Source organism: Bacillus sp. Medicinal_06, from assembly GCF_056711665.1.
Genome location: NZ_JBWYHD010000031.1, coordinates 1 through 15,061, shown reverse-complemented (window position 1 = coordinate 15,061; position 15,061 = coordinate 1). Strand labels below are relative to the sequence as shown.

General features: G+C 36.9%; 16 protein-coding genes, 1 tRNA gene, 1 rRNA gene, 1 other RNA gene and 1 other annotated feature. Of the genes, 15 read left to right on the top strand and 4 right to left on the bottom strand.

Features of this window, described 5'->3' with window-relative positions; translation table 11 throughout:
- A 5S ribosomal RNA gene (gene rrf, locus AC1M36_RS27725) occupies positions 1-92 on the top strand; the annotation flags it as partial.
- A gap of 40 nt (positions 93-132) precedes the next feature.
- Here rrf and AC1M36_RS27720 read toward each other — a convergent pair.
- Positions 133-1,128: a YaaC family protein gene (locus tag AC1M36_RS27720; RefSeq protein ID WP_336454412.1), complete on the bottom strand. Its 996-nt coding sequence runs from the start codon at positions 1,126-1,128 to the stop codon at positions 133-135.
- A gap of 115 nt (positions 1,129-1,243) precedes the next feature.
- Between AC1M36_RS27720 and guaB the strand changes: the two genes are divergently transcribed.
- The 7 genes from guaB to AC1M36_RS27685 all read left to right on the top strand — a co-directional run bounded on the left by guaB (position 1,244) and on the right by AC1M36_RS27685 (position 8,178).
- Positions 1,244-2,707: an IMP dehydrogenase gene (gene guaB, locus AC1M36_RS27715; RefSeq protein ID WP_336454411.1), complete on the top strand. Its 1,464-nt coding sequence runs from the start codon at positions 1,244-1,246 to the stop codon at positions 2,705-2,707.
- 104 nt (positions 2,708-2,811) lie between these two features.
- Entirely contained in the window at positions 2,812-4,128 is a 1,317-nt protein-coding gene (locus AC1M36_RS27710; RefSeq protein WP_336454410.1) for a serine hydrolase, read from the top strand.
- 160 nt (positions 4,129-4,288) lie between these two features.
- The gene (gene pdxS / locus AC1M36_RS27705; RefSeq protein WP_017150471.1) at positions 4,289-5,176 is read left to right on the top strand and encodes a pyridoxal 5'-phosphate synthase lyase subunit PdxS; all 888 of its coding nucleotides are present in this window, start codon (positions 4,289-4,291) and stop codon (positions 5,174-5,176) included.
- 17 nt (positions 5,177-5,193) lie between these two features.
- The gene (gene pdxT / locus AC1M36_RS27700) at positions 5,194-5,784 is read left to right on the top strand and encodes a pyridoxal 5'-phosphate synthase glutaminase subunit PdxT (RefSeq protein ID WP_336454409.1); all 591 of its coding nucleotides are present in this window, start codon (positions 5,194-5,196) and stop codon (positions 5,782-5,784) included.
- Positions 5,785-5,838: 54 nt separating this feature from the next.
- Positions 5,839-6,060 (top strand) — a binding site (T-box leader).
- Positions 6,061-6,111: 51 nt separating this feature from the next.
- A complete protein-coding gene (serS, locus tag AC1M36_RS27695; RefSeq protein WP_336454408.1) occupies positions 6,112-7,386 on the top strand; it encodes a serine--tRNA ligase in 1,275 nt (424 codons plus the stop codon).
- A 136-nt stretch (positions 7,387-7,522) separates the two neighbouring features.
- A tRNA-Ser gene (locus AC1M36_RS27690) sits at positions 7,523-7,615 on the top strand.
- A 167-nt stretch (positions 7,616-7,782) separates the two neighbouring features.
- Complete coding sequence (locus AC1M36_RS27685; RefSeq protein WP_336454407.1) at positions 7,783-8,178, top strand: sigma factor-like helix-turn-helix DNA-binding protein; 396 nt, start codon at positions 7,783-7,785, stop codon at positions 8,176-8,178.
- Positions 8,179-8,212: 34 nt separating this feature from the next.
- Here the strand turns inward: AC1M36_RS27685 and AC1M36_RS27680 are convergent, their stop codons facing one another.
- The 3 genes from AC1M36_RS27680 to AC1M36_RS27670 form a co-directional block, all read right to left on the bottom strand.
- Positions 8,213-8,881 (bottom strand): deoxynucleoside kinase, encoded by a 669-nt coding sequence (locus tag AC1M36_RS27680; protein ID WP_336454406.1) that lies wholly within the window; start codon positions 8,879-8,881, stop codon positions 8,213-8,215.
- Between the two features lie 2 nt (positions 8,882-8,883).
- The gene (locus AC1M36_RS27675) at positions 8,884-9,519 is read right to left on the bottom strand and encodes a deoxynucleoside kinase (protein WP_336454405.1); all 636 of its coding nucleotides are present in this window, start codon (positions 9,517-9,519) and stop codon (positions 8,884-8,886) included.
- Positions 9,520-9,640: 121 nt separating this feature from the next.
- Complete coding sequence (locus AC1M36_RS27670) at positions 9,641-10,180, bottom strand: cysteine hydrolase family protein (RefSeq protein ID WP_431613485.1); 540 nt, start codon at positions 10,178-10,180, stop codon at positions 9,641-9,643.
- A gap of 309 nt (positions 10,181-10,489) precedes the next feature.
- Between AC1M36_RS27670 and tadA the strand changes: the two genes are divergently transcribed.
- The 7 genes from tadA to AC1M36_RS27635 all read left to right on the top strand — a co-directional run bounded on the left by tadA (position 10,490) and on the right by AC1M36_RS27635 (position 14,806).
- On the top strand, positions 10,490-10,987 hold the full coding sequence (gene tadA, locus AC1M36_RS27665) for a tRNA adenosine(34) deaminase TadA (RefSeq protein WP_336454403.1): 498 nt from the start codon (positions 10,490-10,492) through the stop codon (positions 10,985-10,987).
- 78 nt (positions 10,988-11,065) lie between these two features.
- Positions 11,066-11,330, top strand: an RNA gene (gene ffs, locus AC1M36_RS27660) — signal recognition particle sRNA large type.
- 132 nt (positions 11,331-11,462) lie between these two features.
- Entirely contained in the window at positions 11,463-13,151 is a 1,689-nt protein-coding gene (gene dnaX, locus AC1M36_RS27655) for a DNA polymerase III subunit gamma/tau (RefSeq protein ID WP_336454402.1), read from the top strand.
- A gap of 25 nt (positions 13,152-13,176) precedes the next feature.
- Positions 13,177-13,503, top strand: a complete 327-nt coding sequence (locus tag AC1M36_RS27650; protein WP_174103805.1) for a YbaB/EbfC family nucleoid-associated protein — start codon at positions 13,177-13,179, stop codon at positions 13,501-13,503.
- Between the two features lie 17 nt (positions 13,504-13,520).
- Complete coding sequence (gene recR / locus AC1M36_RS27645; protein WP_017150461.1) at positions 13,521-14,117, top strand: recombination protein RecR; 597 nt, start codon at positions 13,521-13,523, stop codon at positions 14,115-14,117.
- 14 nt (positions 14,118-14,131) lie between these two features.
- Positions 14,132-14,353, top strand: coding sequence for a YaaL family protein (locus AC1M36_RS27640; protein WP_174103792.1), 222 nt, complete (start codon positions 14,132-14,134; stop codon positions 14,351-14,353).
- Positions 14,354-14,536: 183 nt separating this feature from the next.
- Entirely contained in the window at positions 14,537-14,806 is a 270-nt protein-coding gene (locus AC1M36_RS27635) for a pro-sigmaK processing inhibitor BofA family protein (RefSeq protein WP_336454401.1), read from the top strand.
- The last annotated feature ends 255 nt before the right edge of the window (positions 14,807-15,061 follow it).

Below are 15,061 nucleotides of genomic sequence, written 5' to 3'. Positions count from 1 at the left end.
ACACCCGTTCCCATACCGAACACGGAAGTTAAGCTCTCTAGCGCCGATGGTAGTTGGGACCTTGTCCCTGTGAGAGTAGGACGTCGCCAAGCAATTAAAGCACGAGTCAATTGACTCGTGCTTTTTTATTTCCTAAGAAATAGGGAATTGTTCGCCCAATAAAAATAGTAAAACATAGTAAGGAATTTTTTTGGCAGAAATCCCTAAAAATTGATAAATAAATGGATAATCTTCAGAGGCATAGCTTCCTAATAAGTCGTACCACCAGTCAGTCTCATAGCGAGAAATCATACTTAAATTATAGAGCAATAAATAATGTGTGAGCGGTTCTGGTAGGAATGATTTATAATTTCTTACATCTTTAGTTATTGGCAAATAATAAGTGTTTGTATTGCAATCATAAGACAGAGGTGTAGTGTATAAAGGATTCCATGTTTTTGTGGGAGCTGAAAATAACAAATCAGATTCAATGGTTTCATTTGGTGTGTATCGTATAAAAAGATGTTTACAAGATGCCTCTATGTAACGAGAAAAACGCTCTTGTGTCATATGTAAGCGATCAAGTACGCTAGAAGGAAATGAAATATGATGTTCATCTATCGTATTAATTTCATATAAAATTTGCTCTTTTTGACTATGTTGAAATAACTTTTTTAATTCAGGGATTTTCCCCATTAGTTCTAGCATAATAAACTTTTCGGCCTCTAAGTGTTTCATGTGAAACATTCGTTCTGCCACATGGGCAAATAGTCCATTTTTCTGTATTTTAACTTCATCTTCTAAAAATTGATACCCTTGTTTTTTTCGTTTACGTGTTGTTACTCCATGTGCTAAGACTGTTGTTGATTCTGGGTAGTTTGGATCAACGGTTAATAAGCATGCTTTTAAAAGTTGACTCATTCCATAAAATAACAACATAGGTTGAATAGAAAAAGGTGCAGTTTTACATAATTCATAATAGCTTTTTCCATGTTCTAAGTAATAAATAAAAGGATAACAATTTTCAAAGCTTTTTTTTTCGGCATGTTCAATTGGTAATTTTTCATAACAGCGGGCAAGATAACGCTGTACATGTTGGGATGAAAAAAAGAAACTTAACTGTTGCCAAGTATAAGATGTATGATGCATATATTACGCTCCTTTTATTATCTAAAAATTCTAACATATATGTACTTTCTTGACAGTATTTTAACCAATTGTTAAGCTACTAATAATAATTTCTGGTATCATGGGGGGAACAATTATGTGGGAATCTAAATTTGTTAAAGAAGGTTTGACATTCGATGATGTATTACTTGTACCAGCGAAGTCAGATGTATTGCCAAGAGAAGTAAGTGTTAAAACAGTTCTATCTGAAAGCTTACAGTTAAACATTCCTTTAATTAGTGCAGGGATGGATACAGTTACAGAAGCTGATATGGCTATTGCAATGGCACGTCAAGGTGGTTTAGGGATTATTCATAAGAATATGTCAATCGAGCAACAAGCTGAGCAGGTTGATAAAGTAAAACGCTCTGAAAGTGGCGTTATCTCAGATCCTTTCTTTTTAACGCCAGAACATCAAGTATATGATGCAGAACATCTTATGGGAAAATATCGTATCTCAGGTGTACCAATTGTAAATAATTTAGACGAGCAAAAATTAGTTGGTATTATTACAAACCGCGATATGCGTTTTATCCAAGACTATTCCATCAAAATTTCCGATGTGATGACAAAAGAACAATTGATTACAGCTCCAGTTGGTACTACGCTAGAAGAGGCTGAAAAGATCCTACAGAAATATAAAATTGAAAAGCTCCCTCTTGTTGATAATAACGGTGTATTACAAGGGCTTATCACAATTAAAGATATTGAAAAAGTAATTGAGTTCCCAAACTCTGCAAAAGATAAACAAGGTCGTTTATTAGTTGGAGCAGCAGTTGGGGTAACTGCAGATGCTATGCTTCGTATCGATGCATTAGTAAAAGCAAATGTAGACGTAATTGTACTGGATACAGCTCATGGACATTCTCAAGGTGTTATTGAGAAAGTAAAAGAAGTTCGTGCAAAATATCCAGCATTAAACATTATTGCAGGTAACGTTGCCACAGCTGAAGCAACACGTGCATTAATCGAAGCGGGTGCAAATGTTATCAAAGTTGGTATTGGACCAGGTTCTATTTGTACAACACGCGTTGTAGCTGGCGTTGGTGTACCACAATTAACAGCAGTATATGATTGTGCGACAGAAGCTCGTAAGCACGGTATCCCAGTCATTGCTGATGGTGGTATTAAATACTCCGGTGATATGGTAAAAGCGTTAGCAGCAGGCGCACACGTTGTAATGCTTGGTAGTATGTTTGCTGGTGTAGCAGAAAGCCCAGGAGAAACTGAAATTTACCAAGGTCGCCAATTTAAAGTATACCGTGGTATGGGTTCTGTTGGAGCGATGGAAAAAGGAAGTAAAGATCGTTACTTCCAAGAAGGAAACAAAAAACTTGTTCCAGAAGGTATCGAGGGCCGTGTACCATATAAAGGACCTTTAGCTGATACAGTTCATCAATTAGTTGGTGGATTACGTGCTGGTATGGGTTATTGCGGAGCGAATGACTTAGAATTCTTACGTGAAAATGCACAATTTATTCGTATGTCAGGTGCTGGTTTACGCGAAAGTCACCCACATCACGTACAAATTACAAAAGAGGCTCCAAATTACTCTTTATAATGTCTTATATGTAAATAGATGGAGATTTGATATCTCTGTCTATTTTTTTTTGATTATGTTAGAATAACGGTTATGTGAGTACAAAGATATTGGGGGTAACAAAAGTGAAAGGTATGTTTTGCAAGCGATTCATTGCAATGGTAACCGTGCTTACACTATTTTGCAGCATGTTTGTTACATATGGCAGTGCATCAGCGGAAACAGGTGCTGCTTTAAATGTGGAAGCTAGCGCAGCAATTTTAGTAGAAGCAGATTCTGGGAAAATTTTATATCAAAAAAATGCAGATGAATTATTGGCGATTGCTAGTATGACAAAGATGATGAGTGAATACTTAGTACATGAAGCAGTGGATAAAGGGAAACTTAAGTGGGACCAAAAGGTTAAAGTTTCTGAATATGCATATAAGATTTCACAAGATCGCTCATTATCAAACGTTCCATTAGAAAATGGAGGCTCTTATACGGTAAAAGAGTTGTACGAGGCAATGGCAATCTATTCTGCAAACGGTGCAACAATTGCTTTAGCTGAAGCAGTTGCAGGTAAAGAAGCAGAATTTGTAAAAATGATGAATGATCAGGCAAAAGAGTTTGGATTGAAAAACTATAAATTCGTAAACTCTACAGGCTTAACAAACAAAGATTTAAAAGGACAACATCCTGAAGGTACAACACCGGATGAAGAAAATAAAATGTCTGCGAAGGATGTTGCTATTTTAGCACAACATCTTATTCAAGATTTTCCGAAGGTGTTAGATACAGCGAAAATTTCAAAAAAAATATTTCGTGAAAACAAAGAGAAAATTGAAATGCCTAACTGGAACTGGATGTTAAAAGGATTAATTAAGGAATATGAAGGTGTAGATGGTTTGAAAACAGGATCTACTCCAGAAGCTGGCCATTGTTTTACAGGTACTGCTGAAAGAAATGGTATGCGTTTAATTTCTGTAGTTATTAACACAAGTTCTCATACGGCACGCTTTGATGAAACAAAGAAACTTTTTGATTACGGATTCACAAATTTTGATGTAAAAAAAGTGTATCCAAAGGGTTCGGCAGTAAAAGGACATGAAACTGTACGAGTAGAAAATGCAAAAGATAAAGATGTAACCGTTCAGACGAAACAAGCTGTTACACTTCCAATGTTAAAAGGAAGTAAAGATGTATATAAAACGGAATTTAAAGATATAGCTAAAGAAAAAGAAGCACCAATCAAAAAGGGTACAGCACTCGGTCAAATGGTTGTATCACCTAAAGATAATAATGACCCTGGATTTTTATCAGGTAAATCATTGCAAGTAGACCTTGTTACAAAAGCAGAAGTAGAAAAAGCAAACTGGTTTGTACGCTCTATGCGTGGTGTTGGTTCTTTCTTTAGCGGTATTTGGAATAGTGCTGTTGATACAGTAAAAGGTTGGTTTTAAGAGCTCCTCATTGTAGGAGCTTTTTTTTATTCCTATTTTTCATACCGACTTTATGAAAAAGTAGTGGACAAGCCTCTAATAGTTAGTGGTAGAATGTAAGAGTATTCTCAATTTTCGCCGTTAATGGGGAAAAGCAATTCACCTAGGGGGGTTTTTGTACATGACAAATGTAACAGGGACAGAACGTGTAAAACGTGGAATGGCAGAAATGCAAAAAGGCGGCGTTATTATGGACGTAGTTAACGCTGAGCAAGCAAAAATTGCAGAAGAAGCAGGCGCAGTTGCTGTTATGGCACTAGAGCGTGTTCCTGCAGATATTCGTGCAGCAGGTGGCGTTGCGCGTATGGCAGATCCAACAATCGTTGAAGAGGTTATGGGTGCTGTATCAATTCCAGTTATGGCAAAATGCCGTATTGGTCACCTTGTGGAAGCACGTGTACTAGAATCATTAGGAGTAGACTACATTGATGAGAGTGAAGTATTAACTCCAGCTGATGAAGTATACCATTTAAATAAACGTGATTACACTGTTCCATTTGTATGTGGATGCCGTGATATCGGAGAAGCAGCACGTCGTATTGCAGAAGGTGCATCTATGCTTCGTACAAAAGGAGAGCCTGGAACAGGAAACATTGTAGAAGCGGTACGTCATATGCGTCAAGTAAACGCAGAAATTCGTCAAGTTGCGAGCCTACGTGAGGACGAATTAATGACATATGCAAAAAATACGGGTGCTCCTTATGAAGTGTTACTTGAAATCAAACGTCTTGGTCGTTTGCCGGTTGTAAACTTTGCAGCGGGTGGTGTAGCAACACCAGCAGATGCTGCATTAATGATGCAACTTGGTGCAGATGGTGTGTTCGTAGGATCTGGTATCTTCAAATCAGAAAACCCAGAGAAATTTGCACGTGCAATTGTTGAAGCAACGACACATTATGAAGATTATGAGTTAATTGCAAGCCTTTCTAAAGGATTAGGTACTGCAATGAAGGGTGTCGAAATTTCAACATTATTACCAGAACAACGCATGCAAGAACGCGGTTGGTAATTAAAGGAGATTTTGAAATGGTTAAAGTCGGTGTATTAGGTCTTCAAGGAGCTGTTCGTGAGCATGTAAAGTCAGTTGAAGCAAGTGGTGCAGAAGCTGTCATTGTAAAACGTGTAGAACAACTTGAAGAAATTGATGGTCTTATTTTACCAGGCGGTGAAAGTACAACAATGCGCCGTCTTATTGATAAGTACGATTTTATGGAATCACTTCGCGAATTTGCGAAATCTGGTAAACCGATGTTTGGTACATGTGCAGGTATGATTTTACTTGCAAACAACCTTATTGGTTATGAAGAATCCCATATTGGCGCTATGGATATTACAGTTGAACGTAATGCGTTTGGACGCCAAAAGGATAGCTTTGAAGCTGCTCTTTCGATAAAAGGTGTAGGAGAAGAATTCATTGGCGTATTTATTCGTGCTCCATACGTTGTTAGTGTAGGGGATAACGTAGAAATTCTTTCTATGCACAACGATCGAATGGTAGCAGTAAGACAAGGACCATTTTTAGCAGCTTCTTTCCACCCGGAGTTAACGGATGATCATCGTGTTACAGCATATTTTGTGCAAATGGTAAAAGAGGCAAAAATGAAAAAAGTTGTATAAGTAACTTGCAACTTGTTTAAGATTATAGTAAATTGATGGTAACAATTTTATAAAATAAACGTGTTGATAGGAAGTAGTAACAAATCGTGTTTTTTATAGAGAGTCGGTGGCTGGTGGAAACCGATAGAAACAGTTTGTGAATCCATCCTGGAATGAAATGTGGAATATCTTTATGATTAGTAAGCATTTCCGGTGAAGAGTCGTTAATTCTACTTGAGAGGAAAGCAATATTGCTTTCAACTAGGGTGGCAACGCGGGTTAACTCCCGTCCCTTTTTATAGGGACGGGAGTTTTTTGTATTTTATAAAGTAAAAGGAGGAATATAAAATGCTTGATATTAAATTTTTACGTGCGAATTTTGAAGAAGTAAAAGCAAAATTACAGCATAGAGGCGAAGACTTAACTGACTTTGGTCGTTTTGAAGAATTGGATATAAGAAGAAGAGAATTACTTGTTCAAACAGAAGAGTTAAAAAGCAAGCGTAATGAAGTATCTCAGCAGATTTCTGTATTAAAACGTGAAAAGAAAGATGCAGAATCTTTAATTTTAGAGATGCGTGAAGTAGGAGAAAAGGTGAAAAATCTTGATGATGAACTTCGCTCAGTTGAAGCAGACCTAGAAAGATTAATGCTTTCTATTCCGAATATCCCTCATGAATCTGCACCAATTGGTGACACAGAAGATGATAATGTAGTGGCTCGTACTTGGGGAGAGGTAAAAGAATTTAATTTTGAACCAAAACCTCACTGGGATCTTGCAACTGATTTAGGAATTTTAGACTTTGAACGTGCTGCTAAAGTAACGGGAAGCCGTTTTGTATTTTCTAAAGGGGCAGGTGCAAAATTAGAACGTGCTTTAGTTAGCTTTATGCTTGATCTTCATACAGAAGAACATGGATATGAAGAAGTGTTACCTCCATATATGGTAAACCGTGCAAGTATGACGGGGACAGGACAGCTTCCAAAATTTGAAGAAGATGCGTTCCGTATTGAAAGTGAAGACTACTTCTTGATTCCTACAGCTGAGGTGCCTGTAACAAATATGCATCGTGATGAAATTTTAAGTGTAGATCAATTGCCAATTCGTTATGCAGCATTTAGTGCATGCTTCCGTTCTGAAGCAGGATCAGCTGGACGCGATACACGTGGTTTAATTCGTCAGCATCAATTTAACAAAGTGGAACTTGTGAAATTTGTAAAACCAGAAGATTCTTATGAAGAATTAGAAAAGTTAACAAATGATGCAGAACGCGTGTTACAATTATTAGGTCTACCATATCGCGTTATGAGTATGTGTACTGGAGATTTAGGATTTACAGCAGCGAAGAAATACGATATCGAAGTATGGATTCCAAGTTATGGAACATATCGTGAGATTTCTTCTTGTAGTAATTTCGAAGCATTCCAAGCAAGACGTGCAAATATTCGTTTCCGTCGTGAGCCAAATGCAAAACCAGAACATGTTCATACAATAAATGGATCTGGACTTGCAATTGGACGTACGATTGCAGCTATTCTAGAAAATTACCAACAAGAAGATGGTACAATTATAATTCCAGAAGTTCTTCGCCCTTATATGGGAGGAAAAACAGTTATTAAATAAATTAAAATTTTCATCGGTATGAGTGTTGTCAATAAAGTAAATTTAGGAAAAGGAAGAGTTTTTTCTTTTCCTATAATTTATTATGAGTGGACTTGACTAACTGTTTTTCTTTTGATATTATATTTGATGTCAATATGGAGGTATACCCAAGTCTGGCTGAAGGGATCGGTCTTGAAAACCGACAGGCGGCGAGAGTCGCGCGGGGGTTCGAATCCCTCTACCTCCTCCAGATATAATTGACAACAGCGCATATAAGTGGAGATTGGAGAACTCGTTACCAACACGTAACGAGTTTTTATTTTAAAACCAATCAGAAAGTATGATGTAAGATAGCGAGCTATCTTATAAAACACTCATATTCCGATGATTATCTTCATAGATATGAAAGGAGTCAACATGGATCTTATTATACAAACATTTCCTTTAGATGGAAAAACCCTATACTACGTACAATGTCCAGTCTGTAAGAACAATAGAATTTTAAATAGTGGTGCAAACGTATCACGTATTATAAGCGATGATACATTCCGTAAACTTTGTGGTTGTACTTGTAATGTGAAACAAGAAGCAAAAAAAGTAGAGGCACCAAAAAAAGCCGAGAAACAGGCTGTGAAAAAAGAAGCAGCTCCAAAACGTACTGGTAAAGTATTAACAGCAATTATTAATGGGAAAGAAATGACTGTTAAAGAAATTGCTGAGGCATATGATATTAGTACAAGTACAGTTCGTCAGCGTATTAATGCTGGAAAACCAGAGAGCGAAATTATTGCTCCAACAAAAAAGAAAAAATGAGTGAATAGGAAAACCCGTGCATATGCACGGGTTTTTATTTTACAAGTTTACGTGTTTGCTTTAAAAAATGTCCAATTTTCTTAATGATTGGTTCGATCGAGTTTTCATCTTTTAAAATATCGTATTCATTAATATTTAAGCGTAGGACAGGACATGAATTAAAATTATTAATCCAATTTTCATAACGTCCGTGCATTTCTTGCCAATATTCAATTGGTGTTTGTTGTTCCATTGGGCGACCACGTTCTTGAATACGACTGACAATATCATCAAAAGAACCTTCTAAGTAGATTAATAAATCTGGATGAGGGAAGTACGGCGTCATAACCATTGCATCGAACAGCCCTTTGTATGTTTCATAATCCGTTTCTGTCATTGTTCCTTTTTCATGATGCATTTTTGCAAAAATGCCAGTATCTTCATAGATAGAGCGATCCTGTACAAATCCACCACCATATTCAAAAATTCGTTTTTGTTCTTTAAATCTTTCTGCTAAAAAATAAACTTGTAAGTGAAAGCTCCAGCGCGTGAAATCAGCATAGAACTTATCTAAATATGGATTTGAATCCACTTTTTCAAATGATGTACGGTAACCTAACGCATTGGCAAGTGCAGTTGTCATAGTTGATTTACCAACGCCAACTGTACCAGCAATGGTAATGACTGCATCATTTGGAATATCATACTTTTGCCTTAAATTCATTGCTATTTCGTTCCCTTCGAGAGTGTATTTTGGAGAGTGGATAAAATTATATTTAAGTCGTCACTATTCTTCACAAAATCCATGTTATCTCCATTGAATTTTAACACCGGAATATCTGGATGGTCCTTTTTAAAGGCAGCCATTGCTGTTTCGTAATCTTTGGTAAGTTGTAGTAAGTAATTTGGATCCATGTTTTTCTCAAATTCACGTCCGCGCATTGCAATTCGTTTTTGTAATGTTTCTAAACTTGCTGTTAAATATACAATGACATTTGGCACGGGCATATCTTGCGTAAGGATACGATAAATTTGCATGTATTTTTCATATTGAGCATCTTTTAACGTACGAGATGCAAAAATTAAATTTTTAAATATATGGTAATCTGCTACCACTGGCTTACGCTGATTTAAGTATTTTATATTAATGTCTTCCAATTGCTTATAGCGATTACAAAGAAAGAACATTTCTGTTTGAAAACTCCATTCTTCAATGTTTTCATAAAACTTACCTAAGAAAGGATTTTCATCAACAATTTCTTTTAATAAGTGGAGTTGCATGTGAGTTGAAATTTCCTTCGCTAGTGAAGTTTTTCCAACACCGATTGGTCCTTCAACCGTAATAAATGGTACTCCGGTCACGCTGTTTCCTCCTTTCAATTCATAATTTCCTGTAAATAAAAAGCACAAAACAGAATAATTGTAGCATAAGAGGGAAGCGAGCGGACTAATTTGTCATAAAAAGTTGGAAAATCGACGCATACTATTCCCATTTTAATTGAAGGGAGGGTGTAATGTTCGCTTTCAATGTTGTTTCCATAATTTTTAAAGCGTGTTTATTATCTTGGTCAGAGTTAGAAGCAGTACAATCTTGAGGGACATATAGTGTGTAGTTTCTCATATGAGCATCATTAGCTGTAAAGAGGACACATATGTTTCCCGCAATCCCTGTTATGATAAGTTTTTCAACTTTTAAATGTCCTAATAAAGAATTTAATGGAGTTTCATAAAATGCTGAATAATGTGGTTTAATAAAAACATAATCATCTGAACTAGGAGCAATTGCTTGTATAATATTTTTGCTATAATCATTTGTACAATTACTAATAAGTTGATCGATATCAGCTCTCCATAGTTGATAATGATCGTTAATATAAATAACAGGATAACCATTCATTTTCATTGTTCGTTTTAAGTGTAAAATAGGTTCTATCATCATTTGGCATTTTTGCGCAAGGATTGGTCCGTGGGAGAATTGGAAGTCGTTAATCATGTCAATAATGAGCAATGCGGTATTTTTCATATGTAATCACCCTTTCTTTTTCTTTAGATTGGATTGAATGTGTGAAAGTTATCCTGCACCTGTAAGGAGAAGTATAAATGAATAGTATGTATATGAATATAAATTGAAAAAACGACATAAGGCTTTTGGGGGCGGGAGAGGGGATCTAAACATGCGTAGAAGCAGCCAGATTCTCTTACTACCTTATGCTAAGTGGAAACAAAAGGATAAAATGAGTGAAGGTTCTTTTTTGTTCTGCGTAGTAGGGAATTATATGTCCAATGGTAGTAGCCGGTTATAATACTTTATTTGTAATGAGAGGACTGTATTATGGAACAAGATATTTATTTTATGCAGCTTGCAATGGAAGAAGCGAAAAAAGCTGAAGAAATCCAAGAAGTTCCGATTGGGGCTGTTATTGTATTAGATGGAGAAGTAATCAGTGTTGCTCATAATTTAAGGGAGACAGAGCAACGATCCATTGCTCATGCAGAGTTATTAGCTATAGATGAAGCGTGTAAAAAGTTAGGTACGTGGCGTTTAGAAAATGCGACGTTATATGTTACATTAGAACCCTGTCCAATGTGTGCAGGGGGAATTGTTTTATCGCGTGTAAAACGTGTCGTATATGGTGCGAGTGATCCGAAAGGTGGATGTGCAGGTACTTTAATGAATCTTTTAACAGATGAGCGCTTTAATCACCAATGTGAGGTAGTACCTGGTGTAATGGAAGAAGAATGTGGAGCACTGTTAACGAACTTCTTTAAGGAACTTCGTAAAAGAAGGAAAGAAAAGAAGGGAAAATTGGATAAAAATACTGGTACCTAACATATTTGCAATTTATGAAGAAACAAGTTATACTGATAATGCCTTGGTTAAGGCAACCGAATATTGGTTTTAACTTTGCCGTGCTAAGCGGGGAGGTAGCGGTGCCCTGTACTCGCAATCCGCTCTAGCGAGGCCGAATCCCTTCTCGAGGTTATGTTGCTGTAAGGCCTGCCTTAAGTAAGTGGTGTTGACGTTTGGGTCCTGCGCAACGGGACCCCGTGAACCTTGTCAGGTCCGGAAGGAAGCAGCAATAAGCGGGTCTTCTCGTGTGCCGCAGGAGTGCCTGAACCGAGCTAACTGCTTAAGTAACGCTTATGGTACGTAATCGACAGAAGGTGCACGGCAGTTATATATGTATACAAAACTCACCTTATATATAAGGTGAGTTTTTTGTATGGAAAATAACTTTTGGAATCTATAAACAGAATGGGTTATAATATACAAGATAATAACCTTTGAGGGAGGCCGTATTTTCGTGTCATACCAAGCGTTATACCGAACATGGAGACCGCAAAAGTTTGAAGATGTAGTCGGTCAAAAGCACGTAACAAAAACGTTGCAAAATGCCCTTCTTCAAGAAAAAGCTTCGCATGCTTATTTATTTTCCGGACCGAGAGGAACCGGTAAAACTACAATTGCAAAAGTATTTGCAAAGGCAATTAACTGTGAGCATGCTCCAGTAGCTGAACCTTGTAACGAATGCCCTTCGTGTTTAGGCATTACACAAGGGTCTATTTCGGATGTGTTAGAAATTGATGCGGCTTCAAATAACGGTGTAGATGAAATTCGAGATATAAGAGATAAAGTAAAGTATGCCCCAAGTGCAGTCAGATATAAAGTATACATTATTGATGAGGTTCACATGCTTTCGATGGGAGCTTTTAATGCGCTTTTAAAGACGTTAGAAGAGCCACCACAACATGTTATCTTTATTTTGGCAACAACAGAGCCACATAAAATTCCACCTACAATCATTTCTCGCTGTCAACGCTTTGAATTTCGAAAAATATCAGTACATGATATTGTAGAGAGATTAGCAACAGTTGTTACAAATGAAGGTACAAAGGTAGAAGATGAAGCATTGCAAATTGTTGCTCGTGCTGCTGAAGGTGGTATGCGTGATGCGCTCAGTCTGATCGACCAAGCTATTTCTTATAGTGATGAAATTGTTACGACTGAGGACGTTTTAGCGGTAACAGGTTCTGTTTCTCAGCAATATTTAGGTAATCTTGTAGAATGTATACAGGAGAATGATGTATCAAGAGCGTTGCGTATTATTGATGATATGATGAGTAAAGGAAAAGACCCAGTTCGTTTTATGGAAGATTTCATTTACTATTATCGTGATATGCTTTTATATCAAACTTCACCACAGCTAGAACATATGTTAGAACGAGTGGTTGTAGATGAGCAGTTCCGTATGCTAAGTGAAACGATGCAACCTGAGATCATTTATGAAATTATTCATACGCTCAGCAAGGGGCAACAGGAAATGAAGTGGACAAATCATCCGCGAATTTTCCTAGAGGTTGTAATGGTGCAACTTTGTCAGCAATTTATGATGCAGGCAAATGGAACAGACCGTCTGCAAGCAATTATGAACAGAATGCAACAATTAGAAAAAGAATTAGAACAAGTGAAGAAAAATGGTGTGCCAGCTAGTGTAGGGCAAGAAGTAAGAGAGACGCGTACTGCACCAAAACCTGTGCGGACAGGGAGCATGAAAATCCCTGTTGGACGCGTACATGAAGTATTAAAGCAGGCAAAACGCCAAGATTTAGAACAGCTAAAAGGCGTATGGGGTGAGCTATTAGGGAGACTTAAATCCTATAATAAAGTGGCTTTTGCTGTATTATTAGAGAATAGTGAACCAGTTGCAGCTTCTGCAGATTCTTATGTTTTGGCTTTCCAATATGAGATACATTGCAAAATGGCAAGTGAAAATCGTGACGCGATGGATACCGTAGAACAAGTTCTTTTTGAATTGCTCAGCAAAAGGTTGAATATGATTGCAATTCCGAAGAGTGAGTGGGGGAAAATACGCGAAGAATTTTTACAACGTGAAGGTGGAAATTCAGAAGAAGCTGCAGAACAAAAAGTAGATCCCCTTGTAGAAGAGGCGGTAAAATTAGTAGGGCAACAACTTATTGAAATAAAAGAATAACAACAATTAGGAGGAATTTATTATGATGCGTGGCGGAATGGGAAATATGAATAACATGATGAAACAAATGCAAAAAATGCAAAAACAAATGGCGAAAGCACAAGAGGAACTTGGTGAAAAAACAGTTGAAGGTACAGCTGGTGGCGGAATGGTTACCGTTATCGCAAATGGTCACAAGCAAATTCTTGATGTGAAAATTAAAGAAGAAGTTGTAGATCCAGAAGATATTGAAATGTTACAAGACCTTGTGTTAGCTGCAACAAATGATGCGCTTAAGCAAGCTGAGGAACTTTCAAACTCTACAATGGGACAATTCACAAAAGGTTTAAACTTACCAGGTGGAATGTTCTAGTAGGAGGATATTGACACATGCATTATCCAGAACCGATTTCAAAGCTTATAGATAGCTTTATGAAGTTGCCAGGGATTGGTCCGAAAACGGCTGTTCGATTGGCGTTCTTTGTACTAGATATGAAAGAAGATGACGTACTAGACTTTGCTAAATCACTCGTAAATGCAAAGCGAAATTTAACATACTGCTCTGTTTGTGGACATATTACAGATCGGGATCCTTGTTATATTTGCGATGATTCACATCGCGACCAATCAGTTGTTTGTGTTGTACAAGAAGCGAAAGATGTAATCGCGATGGAAAAAATGAAAGAATATCAGGGTGTCTATCATGTGCTTCGTGGTGCAATCTCACCAATGGAAGGAATCGGCCCAGAGGATATTAATATTCCACAATTATTAAAAAGACTACAAGATGAAACTGTACAAGAAGTTATTTTAGCGACGAACCCAAATATTGAAGGGGAAGCTACAGCGATGTATATTTCCCGCCTCTTAAAACCGACAGGTATTAAAGTAACTCGTATTGCGCATGGTCTTCCCGTTGGTGGGGATTTAGAATATGCGGATGAAGTAACATTATCGAAGGCTCTAGAAGGCCGTAGAGAAGTATAAGAGGAGAAATCAAAATGTTTTTTCAAAAAAAGGGAAAGTTGCGAAAAGAATATGATGATAAGCTAATTGCTGTATTGGAAAAAGTGAAGAATGAGTGGTTGCGTCAAAAAAGAATGGTAGAACAAAGTGTTGAACCATCTCAGGATGTACTGTGTTCTTTGAAATTAGCAGAAGCAAAATATTTTTTCTTACTAAAAGAAGCAAAAAGACGCCCAGTAAAAATGGAACAATGGTAAAAGACCCTGGTTTTGAAACTAGGGTTTTTTTATTCTGTAAAAGCTTGATTAGTGAGGGCTGATAATCAGTGGGGGTGAAGAAAACCCCTACTGATTAAAGTTGTACTTTATGTAATTGAACGGTATTTTTTGTTCCCTTGTCCCATACATATAGAGTGTATAAGTTATATAAGGAGGGGGAGCATGAATTCTACATTCGTTATTGGTGGGATCCTTACTTTTGTATTTGTTTTGCTGATCTTTGGAGCTTCAATGAAACCATTGCAATTTATAGGTAAGATGTTTGTTAAAGTAATAATAGGTGTAGTACTATTGTTTGCGGTTAATGTGGTTGGAACGTATTTTGGTTTTCATATTCCGATTAACCTTGGTACGGCTTCTGTTTCTAGTATTTTGGGAATACCGGGTATTTGTGCTTTGGTTATCATTAAGTTGTATATAATGCCAGGATGAAAATCATTTTGGCATTTATTTTAAAAAGATGAAGAATAGTGTTGACTTATTGATTATTAATGTGGTAAATTAATAAGCGTCGTCAACAACGAAAGAAAAAATAAGTTGACGAACTGATTAAGAAATGCTATATTATAAAAGTCGCTGAAACGCGATGTTGAACTTTGAAAACTAAACGAAACAAACAACGTGAAACGTCAATTTTTATTTTAGATGCTAGACAAACTTTATTGGAGAGTTTGATCCTGGCTCAGG